Source organism: Chryseobacterium sp. MIQD13 (genome assembly GCF_050496705.1).
GTDB lineage: Bacteria > Bacteroidota > Bacteroidia > Flavobacteriales > Weeksellaceae > Chryseobacterium.
This window is the reverse complement of the sequence record NZ_JBNWAF010000004.1, coordinates 400,185-422,980: the sequence shown is the minus strand read 5'-3', so window position 1 is coordinate 422,980 and position 22,796 is coordinate 400,185. Positions and strand designations below refer to the sequence as shown.

The 22,796-nt window shown below is 35.1% G+C and carries 19 protein-coding genes and 1 tRNA gene; 18 read left to right on the top strand and 2 right to left on the bottom strand.

All coding sequences use genetic code 11. The features are described 5' to 3' along the window. Positions 1-8: 8 nt before the first annotated feature. The 9 genes from ACQWU4_RS18860 to ACQWU4_RS18820 all read left to right on the top strand — a co-directional run bounded on the left by ACQWU4_RS18860 (position 9) and on the right by ACQWU4_RS18820 (position 7,412). A complete protein-coding gene (locus tag ACQWU4_RS18860; protein ID WP_429937288.1) occupies positions 9-1,373 on the top strand; it encodes a DUF4403 family protein in 1,365 nt (454 codons plus the stop codon). 29 nt (positions 1,374-1,402) lie between these two features. Continuing rightward, entirely contained in the window at positions 1,403-1,891 is a 489-nt protein-coding gene (locus ACQWU4_RS18855; RefSeq protein ID WP_429937287.1) for an RDD family protein, read from the top strand. Positions 1,892-1,949: 58 nt separating this feature from the next. Next, positions 1,950-2,020 (top strand) — tRNA-Cys (locus tag ACQWU4_RS18850). A 599-nt stretch (positions 2,021-2,619) separates the two neighbouring features. Then, positions 2,620-2,775 (top strand): bacteriocin, encoded by a 156-nt coding sequence (locus ACQWU4_RS18845; RefSeq protein WP_429937286.1) that lies wholly within the window; start codon positions 2,620-2,622, stop codon positions 2,773-2,775. A 383-nt stretch (positions 2,776-3,158) separates the two neighbouring features. Continuing rightward, on the top strand, positions 3,159-4,652 hold the full coding sequence (locus ACQWU4_RS18840) for a hypothetical protein (protein ID WP_429937285.1): 1,494 nt from the start codon (positions 3,159-3,161) through the stop codon (positions 4,650-4,652). Between the two features lie 133 nt (positions 4,653-4,785). Further along, on the top strand, positions 4,786-5,625 hold the full coding sequence (locus tag ACQWU4_RS18835) for a hypothetical protein (RefSeq protein ID WP_429937284.1): 840 nt from the start codon (positions 4,786-4,788) through the stop codon (positions 5,623-5,625). Between the two features lie 45 nt (positions 5,626-5,670). Beyond that, the gene (locus ACQWU4_RS18830) at positions 5,671-6,477 is read left to right on the top strand and encodes a hypothetical protein (protein WP_429937283.1); all 807 of its coding nucleotides are present in this window, start codon (positions 5,671-5,673) and stop codon (positions 6,475-6,477) included. Between the two features lie 131 nt (positions 6,478-6,608). After that, a complete protein-coding gene (locus tag ACQWU4_RS18825) occupies positions 6,609-7,049 on the top strand; it encodes a transposase (protein ID WP_429937282.1) in 441 nt (146 codons plus the stop codon). A 24-nt stretch (positions 7,050-7,073) separates the two neighbouring features. After that, positions 7,074-7,412: a helix-turn-helix domain-containing protein gene (locus ACQWU4_RS18820; protein WP_429937281.1), complete on the top strand. Its 339-nt coding sequence runs from the start codon at positions 7,074-7,076 to the stop codon at positions 7,410-7,412. A gap of 820 nt (positions 7,413-8,232) precedes the next feature. Here the strand turns inward: ACQWU4_RS18820 and ACQWU4_RS18815 are convergent. After that, positions 8,233-8,682 (bottom strand): hypothetical protein, encoded by a 450-nt coding sequence (locus ACQWU4_RS18815; RefSeq protein ID WP_429937280.1) that lies wholly within the window; start codon positions 8,680-8,682, stop codon positions 8,233-8,235. Positions 8,683-8,920: 238 nt separating this feature from the next. On the opposite strand from ACQWU4_RS18815, the gene ACQWU4_RS18810 reads away from it, so the two are divergent. The 8 genes from ACQWU4_RS18810 (at position 8,921) to ACQWU4_RS18775 (ending at position 18,254) form a co-directional block, all read left to right on the top strand. Further along, a complete protein-coding gene (locus ACQWU4_RS18810) occupies positions 8,921-9,472 on the top strand; it encodes a glycine zipper domain-containing protein (RefSeq protein ID WP_429937279.1) in 552 nt (183 codons plus the stop codon). 55 nt (positions 9,473-9,527) lie between these two features. Then, entirely contained in the window at positions 9,528-11,159 is a 1,632-nt protein-coding gene (locus ACQWU4_RS18805) for an LIC_10190 family membrane protein (protein ID WP_429937278.1), read from the top strand. A gap of 50 nt (positions 11,160-11,209) precedes the next feature. After that, positions 11,210-12,280, top strand: a complete 1,071-nt coding sequence (gene aroC / locus ACQWU4_RS18800) for a chorismate synthase (RefSeq protein ID WP_429937277.1) — start codon at positions 11,210-11,212, stop codon at positions 12,278-12,280. 17 nt (positions 12,281-12,297) lie between these two features. Then, on the top strand, positions 12,298-12,861 hold the full coding sequence (locus ACQWU4_RS18795; RefSeq protein WP_429937276.1) for a thioredoxin family protein: 564 nt from the start codon (positions 12,298-12,300) through the stop codon (positions 12,859-12,861). Between the two features lie 46 nt (positions 12,862-12,907). Further along, positions 12,908-13,447 (top strand): TlpA family protein disulfide reductase, encoded by a 540-nt coding sequence (locus ACQWU4_RS18790; RefSeq protein WP_429937275.1) that lies wholly within the window; start codon positions 12,908-12,910, stop codon positions 13,445-13,447. 84 nt (positions 13,448-13,531) lie between these two features. Then, positions 13,532-13,873: a YkvA family protein gene (locus ACQWU4_RS18785; RefSeq protein WP_429937274.1), complete on the top strand. Its 342-nt coding sequence runs from the start codon at positions 13,532-13,534 to the stop codon at positions 13,871-13,873. A 124-nt stretch (positions 13,874-13,997) separates the two neighbouring features. After that, positions 13,998-15,377, top strand: a complete 1,380-nt coding sequence (gene pyrF, locus ACQWU4_RS18780) for an orotidine-5'-phosphate decarboxylase (RefSeq protein WP_429937273.1) — start codon at positions 13,998-14,000, stop codon at positions 15,375-15,377. Between the two features lie 54 nt (positions 15,378-15,431). Next, positions 15,432-18,254 (top strand): aminopeptidase, encoded by a 2,823-nt coding sequence (locus ACQWU4_RS18775; RefSeq protein WP_429937272.1) that lies wholly within the window; start codon positions 15,432-15,434, stop codon positions 18,252-18,254. Positions 18,255-18,575: 321 nt separating this feature from the next. Here ACQWU4_RS18775 and ACQWU4_RS18770 read toward each other — a convergent pair whose 3' ends face one another. Beyond that, entirely contained in the window at positions 18,576-19,349 is a 774-nt protein-coding gene (locus tag ACQWU4_RS18770) for a T9SS type A sorting domain-containing protein (RefSeq protein ID WP_429937271.1), read from the bottom strand. 187 nt (positions 19,350-19,536) lie between these two features. Between ACQWU4_RS18770 and ACQWU4_RS18765 the strand changes: the two genes are divergently transcribed. Beyond that, a complete protein-coding gene (locus tag ACQWU4_RS18765; protein WP_429937270.1) occupies positions 19,537-22,728 on the top strand; it encodes a hypothetical protein in 3,192 nt (1,063 codons plus the stop codon). The last annotated feature ends 68 nt before the right edge of the window (positions 22,729-22,796 follow it).

Genomic DNA, 22,796 nt, shown 5'->3' with positions numbered 1-22,796 from the left:
ATAAAGAATTGAAATCCATCAAATTATTATTTTTATTAAGTTTTGCCATGGTTTTTGGCCAGACTGCTGTTGATAATCAATCCGCAACTTATAACTTTCCAAAGATAAAGTCCAGCATTACCATGCCTGTAACGATTCCGCTAGCCGAAATCAGTAATATGATCAATGCTTCGGTAAAAGAACTGGTATTTCAGGATGATTCTTATACGGATAACAATAATGACCAGTTCAAAGTAAAAGTATGGAAGACCCGCCCTATCCGTCTGGTAGGAGGAACAAACCAAAATATCCTGATCGAGGTTCCTTTAAAAATATGGGCAGAGAAAGGAATTGGCACGTTGGGAGTATATTCTTATCAGAACACTACTTTTGAAACTGTAATGTCTTTCAATACATCCATCAGTTTTAAAAATAACTGGACGATTTCTACATACACACAGCCTAATGGTTTCAGATGGGTAACAAAACCGGTTCTGGATTATGGTAAAATACAGATTCCTATTACTTCACTGGTAGAAAAAAGCCTGAAAGAGCAACAGGGAAAATTCGCAAAAACCATTGATCAGCAAATGGCCGCTCAACTGAATTTCCAACAGTATGCGGTAATGGCATGGAATGTTTTTTCACAGCCATTTAATATTTCGGAAGAATATAATACATGGCTGAAAATAAGCCCGATTGGTGTGAATATCACTCCGCTAAAATTCTACGGGAATGAAATCACCACGAATATCGGGATGGATATTTATTCAGAAACATTTACAGGAAGGAAGCCTGCAGCTTCACCAGTGATAAAATCAGCCGGAAATTTTAATGTGGTTCCGGTTTTGGCAGATAAATTCCTTTTGCAGACCACTGCCAACGTTCCTTTTTCTGAAGCAACCAATATTGCCAGAAATATGTTCATGAACAAAGAATACGATGTCAGAGGCTCTAAAGTAAAGATCAAAGATATTCGTGTTTATGGTGCAGAAGGAAGAGTGATCATTGAGGCTGAAACAGAAGGTTACGTGAATGGTAAAGCCATTATTTCCGGAATCCCCGTATATGATGAAACCAAAAAGAAAATAGTTTTATCCAATACGAAATTCAATCTAAAAACAGCCAATATTCTGCAAAAAACAGCCACTCTGCTTTTTAAAGGAAAAATTGTCAAGATGATTGAAGAGGAATATGGAATTCCAACACAGGATCTGGAACTGGCCTCAAAAAAGAGTATAGAAGAAGCATTTAACAAAGAATATTATAAAGGATTAAAAATGAATGGAAGGGTTTTCAATCTGAAACCAGGCAGTGTCCTTTTAAACGAATCCGGGATTACTGCAGTAATTGAAACGAATGCTACTTTAAAATTAATACTAAACGGAATGTAAATTTATATGAAAACTAAAAACTAATACAAATGAGAAAATATCTACAGATTGTTGACAGACACCGGGCTTCCAAAGGAGCCAGATTTGCAAATTATTTAATTGACCTGGTTGCTTTTTATATTGCATTTTTTGTGATTCTTATGATACTGATGGTTATCAGCCCTGCTTACAGAGAGTGGATTACCAATACCAGTGATATTGTACAAAGACTGATAGGCATTATTTCCTATATCCTGTTTACTTTTTTTATAGAAGCCGTAACCGGAGGAAGAAGCCTTGGAAAACTGATTACAGGGACCAGAGTAATCATGACTGACGGACAGAAACCTTCTGTCGGAGATTATTTTTTAAGAAATATAATCAGAGGGATTATATTGGTTGATCAATTGTCATTCCTGGGTGAAAATGGCTTTCATGATAATTGGAGCAATACCCGTGTCATCAACATCAAAGATTATGAAGCTGAAAGACAGCTAAAAAGCGATATCAACAGCATTGGAGCGAAAGAAATGATTTAAAAATTTTTGTTCGTTAAAAATTTTTGCTATATTTGCACACCTCAAAAATGGTAAAAATGGTACTTTGGCCGAGCGGCTAGGCAGTGGTCTGCAACACCATCTACAGCGGTTCGAATCCGCTAGGTACCTCAGAGCCTTTCTATATAAAACTGAATTTCAGTAGATTATAGAAAGGTTTTTTATTTTTTGTCTATTTATGTGTCAACAATGTAGAAAACAGCTATTTTTACATCCGTCGCGCCCACGTTTTGACTGTCAAAAACTCCGTTCTTTTCAGATTATAAAAATTAGAGTAACCTAACTTATATATACTTCTTAAAATCTGAACTTATTGTATATTGCATAAACGTTAATTCATGAAATTTACACTCTTACTACAACATCTTGCTTATTATGGATGTGTACTATTACCTTCGACAAAATAATAAATCACATTTTTTATAAAACTAATTTCTATACCCTCGTAATGACCGTAGAAAAACCTTCATTCACAAACAGATAATGGGATATAGATTTCTTATTACTTTACAACCAATACTCACGCGTGCGCGTACTGCTCCGAATACAATATATGGAAACCCACAAGTTTCATTATTTGTCTTTCTAATTCTTCTATTTCTTCCATGGAGTAAAGATAAGCAGAAAAGCTAAACCAATTTAAAAATTAATTATCCCTGTGTGATGATTTAATTGTTATATTTACTATCACAAATCAAAAAAAATTCAATATGAAAAATCAAAATCTTCAAAAAGGAAAAAAACTGAACAAAAAAGAATTGAGAGTAATTACTGGAGGACTTCTACCCTGTGCCGATCCAGAGACCGGTGTATGTGAGGAGTATAGACTTCAGTGTGTAGAATTCCAATGCAAACACAAGCCTTAAATTATATCAATCAAAAAAACTTAAATCAAGCCCTCTTTTAGAGGGTTTTTATTTTCTTATTTTTATCAAGGGGGGCATCCAGCATCAACATATCAAGTACTTATATTTAATATATTGGTGCGGATTGACACCAGGGTTATTGATTATATGATGAAATATCAACTCTTTTGTTTGTTGGAAGCCATGTATTTGTATTTTGACCGACTAGCCAGTTTTATTAAATCAAATTAAAATATATAGTGAAGTTTAGTCCATTCTGTAATCTCAATTTATCAGTACTTTATTTTAAATTTAAATTAGAAATTCAGTTTACTTAGATCACTTCTAATCTAAAATCTAAATTTTATTCAGTAAAAATGTACTTTTGTCTGAAAATAACACTAATGATAAAAAAGTATATTTTTTATTCTCTCTTTCTTTTTTTCAATAGCATATACGGACAAAAAACAAATCCAAAAACTATTGACAGCTTGTGGGCAGTAGCTACCGCCAAGCAGGTTTATGCCAATAAAGGATCAAAAGAAATGCTTCGTTTATGTACAGAAATATATTATCAATCCCAAAACATAAAGTATGAAAAAGGAGAACTGAGAGCCCTTGTAAAAATGTCTGAAATATATATTAATGAACAGAATTATAAGGAAAGTTTAAATAAAATTACTGAAGGTCTTCTACTCGCTGAAAAGAGTAACAATTCTGTAATCTGGTCGGATCTGCTAAGACTGCAAAGCAACGTTTATTCTCACCTGGGATATTATGACAAAGCCGACAAGAGTGCCCGTAAAGCACTGGCAATTGCAGATAAGATTCAAGAAAATGACAGAAAGTATCTGGCTAAATCACAGGCTTTAAGAAAAATAGCTGAAAATAAACTTCAGGAAAATATCCTGGAAAAGAAATATGATTCTGTTCAGTTTTATTTTTATAAAGCATATACCGAATCTAAAAAATTAAATCCCAATCTTCCTTACAGAAATGGGAGCATAGCTAAAAATGTCAAAAATTTGGCTTTGATACTTTTTTATCAGGATAAAATTTCAGAGGCAGAAAAATATTTGCTCTGGTATGAAGGGTTAACCAGAAATATCAAAGAGAGTCCCGAATACATTTCGTTTTACAGCCTCAAAGGAAGTATTGAAAACAGGAAAAAAAATTATCAAAAAGCAGTTGAGTATTTTAATAAATCAATCTATTTTTCACAAAAATATAAAATCCTTCCCCTGGAGCTGGTAACAAGCTATTCCGGAATTTCTGAATCATATAAAGGCCTTCAGGATTATAAAAATCAGTCGGTATATATTGAGAAAGCAAAAAAGTTAAGCGATAGCTTATCGGCTGTAGAAAAAACGGCTGTAGAGGAAGTAGCAAAATCAGAAAAAACAGAATATGATCAACAAAAACCTGCTCAATTTATTATCACTGGCATTCTACTTATTCTGATTGTATCAGTTTTAATTTTCATTTTTTTAAAAAGAAAAAAACGGTTTATAAAAGAAAAGACTTTTAATGAAGAAATGGAAAGAAAAACTGAAGCCAATCAATCTGCTGGTCCCATTGAAAAACAAATACCTGCAACTGATTCACAGGAATTGAATATCATCATAGAACTCGCCAAAAATAACAGTCCTTCATTTCCTCTTAAGTTTTCTGAACTATTCCCAACATTTAATCAGAAGCTTCTTGAAATAAATCCACAACTCACCCCTTCGGATTTGGAATACTGTGCATTAATGAAACTGAATTTTGATACGAAACAGATCGCCACATTTAAAAAATCGTCGGTGGGATCTGTAGAAACCAGAAAGTCCAGAATAAGAAAAAAACTTAATATTATTAACTCGGAAAATATTTATGTGTGGCTTATGAAAATACAGTAATTTAATTCTTTAACAATCTCTTTTGAGCATCTATGTAATATTCTGTAATATTTTGTAATAAAATGTGTGTCAATATTTTACACATTCTATATTCGGTGTAATAGTTTTGCAACAAAAACAAAACACATTGAATATGAACAAAAAAATAATATCATATATTTTTTTAATTTACAGTAATTTTATTTTTTCTCAGGTAGGCATTAATACAAATATTCCTTCTGCAGCATTAGATATTGTAAGTAAAGGCAGCACTTATGCAACAAAAGCCCTGGAGGTTAATAACTCCAGTTCACAAGAATTACTAACCGTTCTCGATAATGGAAACGTAGGGATTGGAACTTCAAATCCTGCAGCCCAACTGCACACTACAGGCACTGTACGAATGGAGGGGCTGAGTACCAATACAAATAATACAAAGGTACTAACAGCAGATACTTCTGGAAATCTTACTACAAGATCTACCTCCACATTATTGCCTCAGGTAATTGCCGGAGCTAATGGTTTAGATGCTGTAAGCTCCGCCCAGACAATATCTTCTATAAATAATGTTCCCGCTTATACGAATGCCCTGCTGGTTAAGAGTTTCACTCTTTCGCAAACGTCTCTAGTTACTTTCTTTTATAGTTTAGGGGCAATGAATCTAATGAGCTCATCCGGAAGCTCTGCCTTTAATGATGGCGCCGCCAAGCAGATTGGCACTAACTTAATCTGGAAGACTTTACCAGCTGGCAGTGCTTTTTCAGTAAATGGGATGATATGCACTAGTGCCATACCCTTTTCGAACACAGGGGATAATTATGTAAGTGGAAGCTTCTATTTATCAAACAGCTGTTCGATACTTTTACCTCCCGGCAATTATTCTGTTGAATTACAAGGATTTATAAATGCTTATGACAATAACAAGGGAATCCGTGCCACATTCGGAGGTAATAATTACGACAGGTTCGACATTACGGCAACATCTGCACAATAAATTAAATCATCAAAAACAATTATGAATAGTTTTAATCGGTACTTTATGATTTTTCTGATAAACAGCTGTTGTTTATATTCTCAAGTAGGCATAAGTACTTCCAATCCTTCCGCAATGCTGGATATAGTAAGTATTGGAAACACACCAAAGGCTTTGAAAGTAAGTAATACCAATAAAGAAATAGCATCAATTCTTAATAATGGTAATCTTGGTATTAATGTGTCTAATCCATCAGCCCAACTGCATACATCAGGAAGCATACGCCTTTCCGGATTGGGGATTAATACTGCGGACACTAAGATAGTAACCAGTGATACCAATGGAAATATAACTACAAGGTCTACCACTCTCTTATTACCACAGATTCTTGCCGGAGCAAACGGTATAGATGCTATATCTGCAACCTTATCTGTATCTTCTGTGGCCGGTATTGCAAGCTATACCAGTAATCTGCTTATAAGAAGTTTTACACTTACCCAAACTTCAATGGTCAGCTTTTCTTATCAGTTAAGTGTTGGCAGTATAACTAATACAACAGGTGGTAATTTGACCGATGGAGCATCCAAACAAATAGGAGCCCGTCTGGCATGGAAAAGCCTTCCTGCAGGCAGCCCGTTTACACTAAGTGATACATTGTATACAGATGCAATGCCTTTCATGAATTCATCTGCTAATTACACAAAAGGATTTTATTATCCAAAAGGAAACTGTTCTCTTATTTTATCTCCCGGCGCTTATTCCGTCGAGCTAAAAGGATATGTGTATGCGTATGATAATCTTCAGGGAATAAAAGCAACTTTCGGGGGTTCGCCTTATGACAGGTTAGATATTATAGCAACTCCGGTTCAATAATAAAAAAATAAACGGTACATAACCGTAATGGATGACGATGGAAATCAGGAAAGAATATTCTATGCAACTGATCCGGTAATCACAAAATCATATTGAATTTACCTGAAAAACAAAAGGAATTTTAAAATATTATGATCAATTTAAAAAACATTCACATTGGAAATCTAATTGAAAGCAGATGGAAGGAATTAGGTATTCCAATGAAAAGAACATGTAATTTTTTTAAACTTAATGAAGAAGAAATAGAAAAGATGTTTCAGTTAAGTGATATGAACTCCGCTTATATTCTCAAATGGTGCAAATTATTGGACTATGATTTTTTCAGAATATATTCCCAGCATCTGATTTTATATTCACCGGTGCAAAAAAATATTAACCTTAAAAATATCTCGCTGCCCCAGTTCAGAAAAAGCATTTATACCAAAGAAATTATTGACTTTATACTGAATGAAATCAGTACAGGAGAAAAAAGCATACAGCAGGTGATTGAAAACTACAGAATTCCCAGAACCACACTGCATAAGTGGATCAATAAATATAATCAGCAAAATAAAGATAAAACAGATAGCTAAGTAATAATATAAAAACACGTAACGATGAAAAAAAGCAATCTCCCAAATTACAAGCTGATATTTACTGATATCATCTCAAAAAATCATCCTGAAAAAAGGATAAAATGTCAATCTATTCTGGATAAAAAAGAATTATCAATACTGGATGTTGTTAAACTTAATGAAATAATTTTCGGAATCTGCGATAAAGAATCATTTATAAATAATCAAAAATATAAAGCTTATGATGAATCTACAATTACCTATATTTTAGATTATCAGCAAAAAAACAAGCTGAATAATATCCAATTGGCGAATTATTTTAAGCTTAGCCGAAATACAGTAACAAAATGGAGAAAAACCTTCCAGTCTGATTTTAAATAATTTTCTTAAATTACTGTAATTTCTATGTAGATCCTTACTTTCAAAAAGTAAGGATTTTTATTTTCAGCATATAAGCTAATCATTCATCATTCGCATCAGCACCAAACAAAAAATCCCCGAATTGCTTCGGGGATAAAAACTAATAACCATGAAAACTCAAATTAAACATGAGTTGCTTGATACATTGAAAAATCGTGCCAAAGTTGTCATTCTGAAAAATACTTTTTAAATTTTCTTTTTACAATAATGATAACTGCACATCTATGTATTTATATAAACCAGAAGTAAAAATATCCTTACAGACTGGTTAATTACAGTGAATAATAAAGCAATAAAAAAACAGAGCCCCGGATCAATACCCAATATATTTTCATGATCAATGTCATATACTGATGTTACTTCTTTTCATCAACTTCAAGAAGATAGAAATAAAAAAGCCTCTTTAACAGAGGCCTCAAAAACACAAATGATGAAAAAAATTTTTATAATTTAAATTAAAAACTATTCATTATTAATTCTACCTTCAAAATTACCATCTTTTATCTTTTCATTTTATGAGTTCAGTCATAAACCTCTTTTTTATTCTATTTTTTACTTGATTCTTCAAATAATTATTTCCTTACAACATAACATCCGGCATCAATCCTCATCTGAAGGTTCCGGAAATATACACCAGCTCACAGGAAATTTATAAACTTTTGAACTATCAGACCAGCAAGCTCCACAGACTTATCAACAAAAAAGCCTCCAAATCAGGAGGCCCAAAAACACAAATTAAAAATCCTCTTGCAAGGATTCATAAAGTTCATTAATCTTCTCTTTATTCAGCCCAGGTCATCGGAATATATACTGTAATATACCCATCAGCATCTACCTGAGCATCTGATACAGTTCCGGTTACAGAACCATAACCCGCCCAGCCACCTTGACCCTGCATTGCAGAAAATGTATATGTTCCTTCCGGAATTCCCTCATTATATGCAGGAAGTGTCTGAAAGCCTCCACTATAATAAGTATCATAAACCTCTCCTGTCACTGTATTCTCAGCCAGAAAGCTTCCTACATCATAGTTTCCTGAAAGTGATTTCGTCCCATCCAAATTGACAATACCGAATCTTAGCTTATAGGTTTTTGTTTTTGAAATTTCTTTAGAAGCTTCAGAATGAGCCTCAGGCTTAACATCTGTCATCATATCATCGTTTGGAGAACACGAGACAGCCATAACTGACAAGGCTGCCAAAGCCAATGTCTTAAAAATTGATATTTTCATATTAAAGTAATTTGGTTATTTCAAAAGTAACCAATTCATATGAACTGAATAAAAACTTTTAATTAACTTAAAATTACATCCATCCCTCTCTATATCACAAAAGAGCCAGATTTTGTCTTTTAGTTTTATTATAAAATTTAGCACTTTAACATTTATTAACTAAATTTTGGCTTCATAATTGAAAATAAATAGAAAGTTGCTGCCGTTTTGGCTAAAACTATTTATTAAAATTTGAATTATGAGAAAGATAGTATTAGCAGGTTTTTTATCAGTTTTTTTACTGACAGCCTGTAAAAAAGACGAAAGAACAGCCGAAAAATCTCTTGAAGAACAGAAAATTGAATTTCAGGCAAGACAGCTTGAAATAGAAAAACAAAAGCTGGCTATTGAGAAAGAAAAAATAGTGTACGAAGCACAGAAAAAAGCAGACAGCATTGCCGAAACCAAAAAGTCTCAGGCAGCTGCCGCCAATAACTCAAAACCTCAGGTCATAAGAGAAACAAGAACAGTTTACAGAGACAGAGAGTCAAATTCTAACTCAGGAGGAGGAACTTATGCAGACAATGGAAGCAGTTCTTCACAGGGGACCACTGCTACCCAGAAGAAAGGATGGAGTAAAGCCGCCAAAGGAACCGCTATTGGTGCTGTAGGTGGTGCCGCACTGGGAGCCATTGTAGCTAAGAAAAACAGAGGTCTGGGTGCAGTAATTGGTGGTGTAGTAGGTGGTGCAACCGGTTACACGATCGGTAGAGCCGGAGACAGAAAAGACGGAAGAGTTCAACCACGTTAATTAATATTTTCACGATAACATTTAAAGATTGCTTATTTTTAGGCAATCTTTTTTTATGATTTTACTTTTACTTTCTTCAGTTCTCATTCTTACAGTACTCGCAGGCTGGGGGGAAGTCATGGAAAAATTTCCGGGGATTTTATCCGAAGGAGTTTCAGGCAGCATGTTAACGGGAATATTAGGGCTCAGCATTATATGGACTGTACTTGCTTTTTTCATTCCTGTTAATATATATGTAGAAATTCCTTTTATAATGGCCGGTATTTTCTTTTTCTTTCAAAAGAAACTGTATCAGAAAATCAACAAATTTTCAAAAAAAGACACCATATTAATCATCTGTATTTCACTGATCATTTTATACAGCAGCTCTTTTTATCCTTATATCCTGGATCATTTCGGCTACTATGTCCCGACTATTAAATGGCTTACAGAATATGGTCTGGTGAAAGGAATTTCCAATCTGGATCTTACATTGGGCCAGATGTCTGTCTGGCATATTTTTCAGGCAGGATTTTCCGGTTTTTCTGATCCTTTTTTAAGAATCAATGCTGTTGTACTTGTCATCTATACACTTTATATTTTTGAAAGAAAAAACTGGATACAACTATGTTTCATTCCTGTATTATTACTTTTTTCGCAATCACCCAGTCCCGATCTTCCTGTCATTACTTTATCATTAATTATTTTAAATGAAATTATAACAGGAAACAAAAATATCAGCCTGCTCTTTTCATATGCTGTTTTTATTTTTTCTATAAAGCCTACAATGATATGGCTTCCATTACTGGTATTTTTCTCCTCGATATTTATTTTTAAACCCAATTATAAGAACTGGATTTTAGGAGCCGGAATTCTTCTTTTATTCTTTATTAAAAATATATGGACATTCGGATATCCGGTCTTTCCAGTTTCTGTCGGTGATTTTGGTCTCAGCTGGAGACCTAATCCTGAGGTATTGAAAATTTCTTCACAATATGCCATTCAGAAAACCTATGACATGCAGTATACTTATGACGAAATTCAGAAGTTTTCTTCTTTTGATACGGTCAGAAACTGGTTTACCCTGGAAGGAATTAAATCAAAAATCAATATTCTTTTTATAATAAGCCTGATTCTGTTTTCAGTTTTTGCTTTCGTTAAAAAGAAAAAAATCATCACCCTGATCTGTATCTCCATATTAATAAAAAGCATTTTGGTATTAGCATTTTCAGCACAGTACCGCTTTTTTATCGATGTATTTTTTGTAATATTTTTTATTCTGTTTACTCATTTGAGTAAAAGGAATTCTCTGGTTTTATTCTTCATATCAAGTTTATTGGTAGCAGGAATTTTAAGTTTTCCAAATTTCATCCAGAAATACATACCGAGCTTCAGACCCGGAAATTTCATGACAGGATTAAAAAAAGAACAACTCTACCAACCTTCAACTTATCATTACAACAAATTTGAAACTTTCCGGACCGGAAACTTAAAATTCAATGTATCAAAAGATTATCCTTTTAATTTTAACACTCCTGTTCCTGCTATTTCAGCAAGTTATATTTTTGATGATATAAAAGCAGGAATCTTTCCGCAATACATTGATGAAAAAAACATCAGAAAAGGATTTATCTGGAAAAAACTTTCACCACAGGAAAAAACAGAAGCAGACAACGTTATCAATAATATCAAAAACACTGATAAATAGAACAAATACAGAAACTTTATTATCTGGAGAAAAATAGGTAATTTTGTATCATGTTCAACACATTAGGTAATCTTCTCAGTCTTACAACATTTGGAGAAAGTCACGGCGTGGCTTACGGCGGTATCATCAATAATTTTCCGGCAGGTTTAACGGTAGATTTCGATAAAATTCAATATGAATTGGATCGTAGAAAACCCGGTCAGTCTGCAATTGTCACTCAAAGGAAAGAAAGTGACACGGTAAAGTTCCTTTCCGGAATTTTTGACGGAAAAACTACGGGTACTCCTATTGGTTTTATTATAGAAAATGAAAATCAGAAGTCTAAGGACTACGATCATATTGCAGATTCTTATCGTCCAAGTCATGCAGATTTTACTTATGATCAGAAATTCGGTATCAGGGATTATCGCGGTGGTGGAAAATCTTCAGCAAGGGAAACCATCAACTGGGTCGTTGCAGGAGCATTGGCCAAACAGCTTTTGTCCGGCATCGAAATCAATGCCTATGTATCTTCCGTAGGCAATATTTTCTGTGAAAAACCTTATCAGGCTTTAGACTTTTCAAAAACAGAAAGCAATGCGGTACGCTGCCCCGATGCCGAAACAGCTGAAAAAATGATCGAAAGAATCAAAGAGATCAAAAAAGAAGGTAACACTATCGGCGGAACAGTTACCTGCGTGATTAAAAACGTTCCTGTAGGAATTGGAGAACCTATATTTTCCAAGCTTCAGGCTGAACTTGGCAAAGCTATGCTGAATATCAATGCCTGCAAAGGATTTGAGTACGGAAGCGGTTTCTGCGGTGCTAAAATGACAGGAAAAGAGCATAATGATGCTTTCAATACAGATTTTACTACAAAATCTAATCTTTCGGGAGGAATCCAGGGAGGAATATCCAATGGAATGGATATTTATTTCCGTGCTGCATTCAAACCTGTCGCAACTATTTTACGGCCTCAGGACAGTGTGGATAAGCATGGAAATCCTGTTATTGTTGAAGGAAAAGGCCGTCATGATCCATGTGTAGTGCCAAGAGCGGTTCCTGTTGTGGAAAGCTTAGCTGCCTTTGTACTGGCCGACCTGTTTTTAATCAATAAAACAAGAAACATCAATAATTTTTAATATAAATATTTTTGGTAATGAAAAATTACTGGGATAAAGGAATTTCTTTTGAAGAATATATCCGCATCGGAACAGAAAGATTAGAAAATCCTGCCAACCAACAAGAAGCAGAATACAAACAATATTATGAACTGGGTCTTCAGAGAATGGACAGAACGGTAAAAAAATACGTCCCGGATGAAGGTCAGCTGAAAGAACTTGCCGCCAAAAACTTTGACGGAAAGATTCTGATTATTTCTGAGGCATGGTGCGGAGATGCCAGTGCAACGGTTCCTGCAGTATTCAGATTTTTTGAAGGACATAATGAGGTAAGGGTTTTTCTGAGAGACAGTGATAAAAGCTTAATCAATCAGTTTCTGACCAATGGTACAGAATCCATCCCTAAAGTAATTATTCTGGATAAGGATTTTAATGTAAAGAATTCATGGGGCCCGCGTCCTAAATATGGCTATGAGCTTTTAATGAAATATAAAGCAGATCCCGAAGCCTATCCGAAGGATACTTTCTATAATGATCTGCAGATATATTATGCAAAAAACAGAGGGAAAGATGCTGTTCAGGAAATTTTAGAATTATTATAATATAGATTGAATCCCGACAGTAAACAATAACCGTAAAGATCAACCTATGAAAAAGAATATCATTTATCTTGTCCTTATCATCATTATTGGTGCAATAGCTTTTGTTCCCGGAACCCGGAATTTCCTGAAGGATACTTTCTTTCCGGTTGCCACCATTGAAAATGCAGTCCACATCAGCGAAGAAGATTATGATATAGAACTTAAGGGAATCAATGCCCCAAGTACCAATCTTAAAAACTTTAAAGACAAAGGTGTTTTTCTGAACTTCTGGGGAACCTGGTGCCCTCCGTGCAGAAAAGAATGGCCTTCCATCCAGAAGCTGTATGATTCCAGAAAAGATCATGTAGATTTTGTTCTGATTGCCATGAACGATAAAGAAGAAGATGTGAGAAAATTTTTGAAGGAAAACAATTATACTGTTCCTGTATATATTGCCCAAAGCCCGATTTCTGAAAAAATTCTTCCCAAAGTATTCCCCACCACTTTTCTTTTGGATAAAACCGGAAGAATCCTTATTAAGGAAGATGCTACAAAAGATTGGAACACAGAGACTGTGCACCAGTTCATTGACAATATCATCAAGTAGTTTTTTTAACTAAATTTTATAATTAATTGGTATAGAATTTGCGAAATTTACTACGTTGAAAAATTATTAAAACTAAACACAAAAATGAAATATTCAAAATTGAATCTTGCAAAAGAAGCCATCAGCCATAAAGGCTTCGTAAAAAAAATCCCTGATATTTTCAGAATGGTCAAGTTATGGAGAAAAGGAATATACCCGATGAGATCTATCGATATTATTCTTCCTCTTCTGGGAATTCTATATGTAATCTCCCCTATTGATTTACTTCCTGAGTTTGCCGTACCCGTTTTAGGAGTTATGGATGACCTTGCCGTATTATCAATGACAATTCCGAAACTTATCAAAGAAGTGGATAAATTTTTACTGTGGGAAGCTGAACAGAGGCTGAACAGCACTAAAATTATCGACGCAGAAATTGTAAAATAATAATTTACAGAATATTCTTTTAGCCATCCTGAAACATTTCAGGGTGGTTTTTTATTGACAAATGATTGATAAATTTTTAAGCCTTGTTCCAAATCATTAAATTTGCATTATCTAATAAAAAATAATGGAAAGTAAAAAAGAGTTTTTCTTAGAGTGCTACAAGCTGGGCATCATCAAATTCGGAAGGTTTACCTTAAAAAGCGGCATTGAAAGTCCGTTCTATGTAGACCTTAGACCTTTAGCTTCAGATCCTAAAATCTTAAAGAACCTGGCAAATTATTTACTGGAAATGCTTCCACTGGATAATTTTGACCTGATCTGCGGAGTGCCTTATGCAGCCCTTCCGATGGCTACTGCAATGTCTCTGGAAAGCTATATCCCATTAATTATTAAAAGAAAAGAAGCAAAAAGCTACGGAACTAAAAAACTGATCGAAGGTATTTACCAGAAAGGACAGAACTGCCTGCTGGTAGAAGACGTGATCACTTCCGGGAAATCTCTTGTGGAAACTATTGCAGAGGTAGAACAGGAAGACCTTAAAGTAGCTGACATCGTTGTGGTTCTTGACAGAGAGCAGGGCGGAAAACAACTGCTGGAAAGCAAAGGCTACAGAGTTCATACCCTTTTCAATATTTCAGAAGTTTGTGCTATTCTTCAGGAAACCGGAGAATTGTCTGATGAAGAGGTAAAAAGAATCCAGGATTTTCTTCAGGGAAACCATATTCAGTTTGAAGAAAAAACAAGAAATTCTTACGAACAGAAACTGGAAAATGCACAGCATTCGGTTTCTAAAAAGCTCCTGCAAACAGCTTTGGCAAAAAAATCAAACCTGATTGCCTCTGCTGATGTTACTACAACGCAGGAACTCCTTGAGCTTGCTGAAAAAGTAGGTCCTCATATTATTGCATTAAAAACCCATATTGATATTATTTCAGATTTTGATTACGGAAAAACAATTGTTCCTCTAAAAGCATTAGCTGAAAAACATCAGTTCTTACTGATGGAGGACAGAAAGTTTGCAGATATAGGTAACACACAGGAGCTGCAGTTTACCAGCGGCGTATTCAAAATTACTGACTGGGCGGATTTCGTTACTTCACAGGTAATTGGCGGATTTGAATCTTTAGACTGCTTCAAAAATGTAGGTGTCGTTGCTATTGTGGGAATGTCTTCCAAAGGTACTCTTACTACGGCTACTTATCGTGAAGAAGCTTTAAAAGTGGCATTATCACATCCGAACGTAATCGGAGGCGTATCACAAAACCAGATTCCTGAAGAGCTGCTGCTTTTCACTCCGGGTGTTAACCTTGCGGATTCAGGAGACGGAAAAGGACAGCAATACAATACTCCTGAACATGTTTTCAAAATGCTTCATTCAGATTTTATCATTGTAGGAAGAGGTATTTATAAATCTGATGATCCTGAAACTGCTGCTATTACCTATAAAAATGAAGGCTGGAATGCGTATGTTAATTCTTTGCAAAAAAACACAGTCCAGGGCTAAAATCCTGCTGGATATATTCAAAATAAGTTTATATTTGGGCTTTATCACAGGATATTGAAAAAGATTACCACTTGCCTTGTTTTGTTTTGGGGAATTGTACAGGTTTCTGGGCAAAAAGACAGCATATATATTGAAGCAAAATTATCTGCTGACAGGAAAACACTGGATGTTAGTCAGGAAATTGTGTATTACAATCATTCCGGCAAAGATCTACAGTCGGTCAAGCTTCTTAATTGGGTTTCTGCTTATAACAAAAAGGGAACTTCATTAGTATACAGAAAACTGGAAGACAGAAACAGTGACCTTCATTTTGCCAAAAATGATCAGCTGGGTAAACTTGTGGATTTACAGATCAAAAATTCAGCAGAACAACCTGTTTCCGCGAATTCCACTACAGATGAGAATCTTTTTCTTCCTTTGTCAGAGGCTTTGAAACCTGGTGAAAGCGTTAAATTACAGCTTCAGTACAGTATACTACTTCCCGACAAGAAATTTACGGGTTACGGTACATCTGATAAAATAACTGCATTAAAATATTTCTTTATTGTTCCGGATCATTTTGATCCGGACAATATTTCCAAAAGAAACTACCATGATATTGAAGAATCGGTAAGTTTCAATACTTTCTGGACCGTCAATTTTGATCTTCCACCCAATAGTTTTATCGAAAGTAATCTGCCGCAGATTCAAATGAATGCATTTAAGGGTTACCTGGACTCCGATCCTGAATTTGTGATTTCAGAGAACGGACTACCTTCTATAAAAGTAAATGTAGACGGTACAGATACCGAAATCAAGTTTGGATATAATCTGAAACCGGAAGAAAAGCAGGACCTTGAATTTTACCTGCCTCTTCATCTGAAATTTATTAAAGAAAGAATCGGTTCGCTTCCAAAAAATCTTTTTATTTCTGAAAAATTCAGGTCTTCGGAAGATTTTTTCGGAAATAATGATATTGCTTTCTGGAAATTCAAATTCCAGCTGTTTACCGATTCTGAAAAAACAGATCTTGATTATTTCGGAATTATTGCAAAAAAAATACTTGACGAAAGTATTATTGCAGATAAACAAAAGAGCCACTGGTTCAAGAATGGCTTAAAATCCTATTTGGAAATCCAATATCTTCAAAAATTCTACAAAGAAACCAAGTTATTGGGCATTTTACCGGAAACTAAAATTTTCGGGGTAAAACCATTGAAATTATTTCATGCTTCTAAGGTAAAACTTATTGACCGTTACGGGCTGGCTTATCAATATATCATGTCTCAGAATCTGGATCAGAAGATCAGCGAAAATTTTACTGTTCTGAGCAATTTTAATGATATGGCGGTCAGCAGTTTTGAAACCGGAAGTCTTTTTAATTATACGGCGGAAAAAATGGGCTACGATCGTTTCAACGATATTGTGAAAGATTATATTGCTCAAAATACGGACAGGAAAATAGAACCGGAAGAGTTTCTTAAGCAACTGGCAGAAAAAGAGAAAACCTCAGGATATCTCAGTGATTTTCTCAAACATAAAAACAGAGTTAATTTCAGACTTAAAAATATCCGGAAACAGGATGATTCTTTGAATATCAGAATCGGGAAAAATACAGATTCTCCAATTCCAGTACGGCTTGAAACACAGACAAGCGAGGGCGAAGTAAAATCTTACTGGGTAGACACAGAAGAAAATGAAAGGATTACGAATTTTGCTATTCCTGCTTCAGATGATATTCATAAGGTTACTCTCAATTCAGATTATATTTTTCCGGAATCAAAATACCGGGACAACTTTTTATACGCAAAAGGTCTGTTTTCGAATGCAAAAAAAATAAAATTTAAGCTTATTAAGGATATTCCCAATCCTGAATACAACGAAATATACATCAGCCCAAGGGTACGTTTTAATAATACGTATGATAAATTCCTTTTGGGAGTGAATTTAAAAAATCAATCTTTCTTCGATCAGAAATTTCTGTATTCATTTACTCCAACCTACAGTACGGGAACCGGAAAACTGACAGGATCAGGAGCTGTCTCCTACTCTTTTCTTCCGGCTGAAAGTATTTTCCGAAGCATCACTTTTGGAGTATCCGGTTCTTATTATCATTACGATTATGGGCTGGCTTACAGAAAAGGATCAATATTTTCCAGTTTAAACTTCAGGAAAAATCCCCGAAGTACGGTGAGCAGAAGCCTTGCGTTTTCTTACAATTATCTAGAAAGAGACCTGAGCCCGAAAATGATTGCCAACAATGATTATGGCAAATATAATCTCTGGAGCGCCGGGTATGGATACAGTGACAGCCAGATGATTCATGAAAAAAGCTTAAGCTTAAGTACTCAAGGTATGGAGGACTTTAACAAAATAACTGCGGAAGGGTTTTACAGATGGGAATTTGCCCCAAAACAGAAATTGAGTGTTAGACTCTTTGCCGGATATTTCATACGAAATGATACCCGGAATAGTACATTTAATTACGGAATTTCAAGGGTATCAAATTATTCTTTCTCTTACAACCTGTTGGGTGAGAGTGCCAACAGCGGCCTTCTCTCACAGCAGTTTATCCTGGCTGATGGGGGGTTCAAATCTTTCATTCCGGGATCTGTTAATCAGTGGATCACTTCTTTTAATGTAGATTCAAGTGTATGGAAGATATTTCATGTGTATGCTGATGCCGGGATCTATAAAAATAAAAACCGTCCTGCAGAATTTATATGGGATAGTGGTATCAAAGTAAAACTTATCCCTGATTTTCTTGAAATCTATTTCCCGATACAATCCTCATTGGGCTTTGAACCTTCTTTCAAAGATTATGCAAAACGTATCAGATATACTCTGGTACTTAACCTTGGAGCTGTTATCAATGCTGCCAGAAGAGGATGGTACTAAATAAAAAAAGCAACTGTAATAAACAGCTGCTTCTTTTAACATGTTATATTGAAAACTAACTTTTACTTTTAGAAACAGGCGTATTCATCTGATTCCAGCCAAACTCATTGGCTAATGATTTTCCATACTGGATACATCAAAAACAATACCACGAAATAAGATCAATATAAATCAAATTAATTAAAATAAAATACAATTTTCGTTATTTTTATTTTTATTAGAAATATTGTAAATTAAAATCATCATTAAACATAACTTAATAAAAAAGCTCCGGCCATTTCTTCGAAATGGCCGGAGCTTTTATTTATAAAGAAACTAAAATTAGTCTTTCAAGATTTTTTGAGATACTGGCTCATTATTTACAGTTCCAGTAACAATATAGTTCCCTTTTGCTAGGCCAGCAACGTTTACAGCACCGTCTTGTTTTACAGAAGCAGATTTTACTACCTGTCCGAACATGTTGTAAACTTTCACATCTTTCACATCAGCACCAAAAGTAATTTCGTCGCTCTTTACGAAAGTGTTTTTTACAAAGTTACCTGCTTTGATATTTTTGATATCTGAAACTGCAAGTGCTCCTGTAGTTACTTTGATATCATCAATAAAGAATCTGTTGTTAGTAGCAACAGCTCCTTCAAATGTAAGAACTACAGAACCTGTAGCACCAGTGATATTCACAGTATAATTTGAGAATGCACCTTTTACCAGAGTTACAGTAGCCTGACTTAAAGTTGCTCCTGTAGCAGAAACATTTAAAGTTGTATTTTCACTTGCCCCATTCCAAGCTCCAGCTCTAAAAGTTAGAGTTGCATTTCCTGATAAAGTGATCGTTGGAGTAGTAACAGTTCCTTTTAATGATGAAGTTCCTGCTTTTAAACATCCACTTCCTCTATAAATTTTTGCAAAGGTCCAAGCTCCGCCTGTAGTATATGAAGTAGATCCGTCAGTAAAACCTGAGCCAGCTACACTTCCGCTCCAGCCACCGTCATTTCCTCCAGTTCCTGTTACATCATCAAACGTAGCATTGAAAACTGTTTGTGCAAAAATACTTGATGCTACCATAACAGTAGCAAAAAACGAATAAAGTTTTTTCATGATTTAAAAAATTTGATTATTAATAATTTACCTCTCAAAATTAATTTTTTTTTTTCATTTGGGACAATAATCGGATTAAATTTTTGTTAATAATGATTAACCCATTTCCATTAACATTTTTTAGTTATTTTTACGAATTATTTTGAAAGACTTGCGCAATCTTTTTATTTTAATCGGTTTGTTTTTCATGGGCATATTTTCGGCCCATGCGCAAATATTTTCGTGGAAAAACCCAAATATTCCGGAGGACAGTATTAAAAAAGACAGTGTTCTTGCCGCAAGATTTGAGCAGGATATTTTTGCAAAAGATACTCTTGATTTTGTAAAAACCAACAACAAAATAATTGTAGACGAAGCTGTACTCGTTAAAAACGATAAGAAACGGTTCCTGGGAGAATTGAATTCTAAAGGCTCCATTATCCGTGGAATTACATTCGGTAACAATCAGGGCCAGTCTGTACAAAGTTCTATGGATCTTCAGATTTCAGGGCGGCTTTCTAAAGATGTGACTATTCTAGCCAGTATATCGGATCATAACCTTCCTATTCAGGCTGATGGCTATACACAAACCCTGGAAGAGTTTGACAAGATCTATATGCAGCTGAATATTAAGGATAAGTCCATTCTCCGAGCCGGACATCTTGACCTTGTGGATGCCAAGACCTATTTTGCTAAATTCCAGAGACGCAGTATGGGGCTTGAGTTTCAGACTGAATTCGGAAAAGATAACAAGACTTTTGTTGATGTTTCTATGGGTGTCGCCCGAAGTGAATTCCACAGAGTCCGTTTTCAGGGAGTGGAAGGTAACCAGGGACCATACCGCTTGACAGGAAAGAACGGAGAACAATTTATTACCCTTATCTCAGGTTCTGAACAGGTATTTATTGACGGTATTCTTATGAAACGTGGGGAAAACCAGGATTACATCATAAATTATAATACCGGAGAGGTAACATTTACCAGTTTCCGTCCGATTTTCCAGCAGAATTTCATCACGATTTCATATAACTACACCAACAGAAATTACTCCCGATATTTATTCACCGGAAAATTAGAGCATCAAAGGGAAAAGTTTAAAGTAGGTCTGAACTGGTTCATGGAAAATGACAATAAAAATGCCCCTCTTTCTTTAAACCTTTCAAAAGAAGACGAACAGATTCTTGCTGACGCAGGTAACGACCCTAATCTGATGTATGCTCCTTCAGGTGTGGTTACGGCATATGATGTTAATAAAATCCTGTACCGCTTAAACCCAGCCGGAAACTTCTACGAATTCTCAACGGATCAGAATGAAACACTTTATCAGGTCTCGTTTACTTATTTTGGTATCAATCAGGGTGATTATAAGATTACCCAGACTACCAATAACGGCCGTGTATTTGAATATGTAGGAAATAATATGGGTGATTATAAAGCTGTAAGAAAGCTTCCTTCTCCTCAGAAATCACAGGTTTACTCTGTAAACTCAGAATATCTTTTAAAAGAAGGGAAGATAGGTGCAGATTTCTCCTTAAGCAATTATGATATCAATTTATTTTCATCAAAAGATGCAGCTCAGAATATAGGATATGCATGGCGTATTTTCGGAAATAAAAGCTTTACAAAAAACAACTGGAAAGGAACTCCCAGCTTTGAATATCAGTATATTGACAAACAATTCCATATTCTAGACCGTATCAATGATGTGGAATTCTCAAGGGATTTTAACTTAGTTCAGGAATTCAGCCAGAGAACTCAAAACAGATTTATTTTCAGCTTTTTAAATAAATGGAATAATAAATCCACCTTAAATTACCGCATCAACTATCTGGATGAACAGGACACCTATAAAGGGATGAAAAATGATCTTGATTTCAGCTGGATCACGGGCAAATTCTTTACAAAAGGAAACCTCTCATATCTTAATACAACCGCTACGCTTCAGGACACCAAATTTATCAGAGGTGGAGTTTCTACGGAATTCACAGGAAAAAAAGGAAGCTGGGCTGTCGGGGGAAGCATGGAACATAATGAGAAAAAGTATAATGATACCCAGCTCATGGATGTTACCAGTTTCAGCTGGAAAGAGATCTTCGTCCAGAAAAAAATCGGCGACAGTACCCGTACAAAGCTACTTGCGAAAGTGTATATGAGGGATAATGATTCTGTACGGGATAACAGACTGGAAAGCATGAATAACATTCTGGGAATCATGGCAGAAAGCCAGCTGATTAAGACAGAGAGAACCACTTTAAATGCTTTGGTACATTACAGAAAATTCTTTTATCAAAATGATGAAGCCGACATGACAAGGAATAATGATTTTGTAGTTGGAAATATTCTGTATAACCAACAGCTGTTCAGAAACGGGATGCGTCTTCAGGCATTTTATGAGCTTGGAAACGGACAGGAAGCACAAAGGGAATTCCAGTACCTTAAGGTAACTGACGGACAGGGTGTGTATAAATGGACGGATTACAACGGAGATGGGGTTCAGCAGCTTGATGAATTTGAAATTGCAGAATATTCCGATCTTGCCCAGTATATAAGGATTTATACAAATTCCGTTCGCTATATTCCTTCCAATAAAAATAAGATCCAGTTAGCATTATTTGTCAATCCGTCTATTGTATTTAACTCTGAAAATGCATTTTTAAAGCGCTGGAATTTCAATGTTTCATTAAACTCACAAAACTCATTCTATAAAAAAGATAAGGTTCTGGTATTGAATCCTTTTGAAAAAAACAGTGACCAGATCTTAAAAAACCAGAATATTTTAGCCTCTGTACAGTTTAATCCGACTGAAAAATCCGGATGGAACGGAAATTACCGTTTTATTACCAATGACAACCTCATCAATGCCAATTTCAGCAATGAAGAACGTGAGCAGGTTTCCCATTTTATCAATATTGGATATTGGTTTAATAAAGAGTTCAGGGTTGACTGGGAAAATTCGATCCACGATCTCAAAAATTCATCTCAGTTATTTGCCACAAGAGATTACCGTCTGAATAATATTGAAACGAAACCAAAGGCAACTTATAAATTTACCGATGCCATTCAGGCTGAACTATCGTCTGCTTACCGCCAGAAAAAAAGAATTGATGGTGAAGAATTACTGAAAGCGTTCGACATTACCGGAACGATTCAATGGGAACGTAAAAAAACTTCGATCAGGGGTAATTTCTCTTTCATTAATAACAATTTTACAGGAAACAATTTCAGTATCGTAGGAAATCAGATGCTGGATGGCCTTAAGCCAGGGAAAAATCAGGTATGGAGTGTTTTCATTCAACAGGCGATCAATTCTTTCCTTCAACTTAATTTAAATTATGAAGGGAGAAATTCTGGAGACAGAACCATTCATATCGGAAGTATGCAGGTAAAGGCAAGTTTCTAGAGTGTGAGAGTTTGAGAATCTTAGAATAAATAGGCCAGGACATATTAAATCTAAGCTTTAAAAAGTCT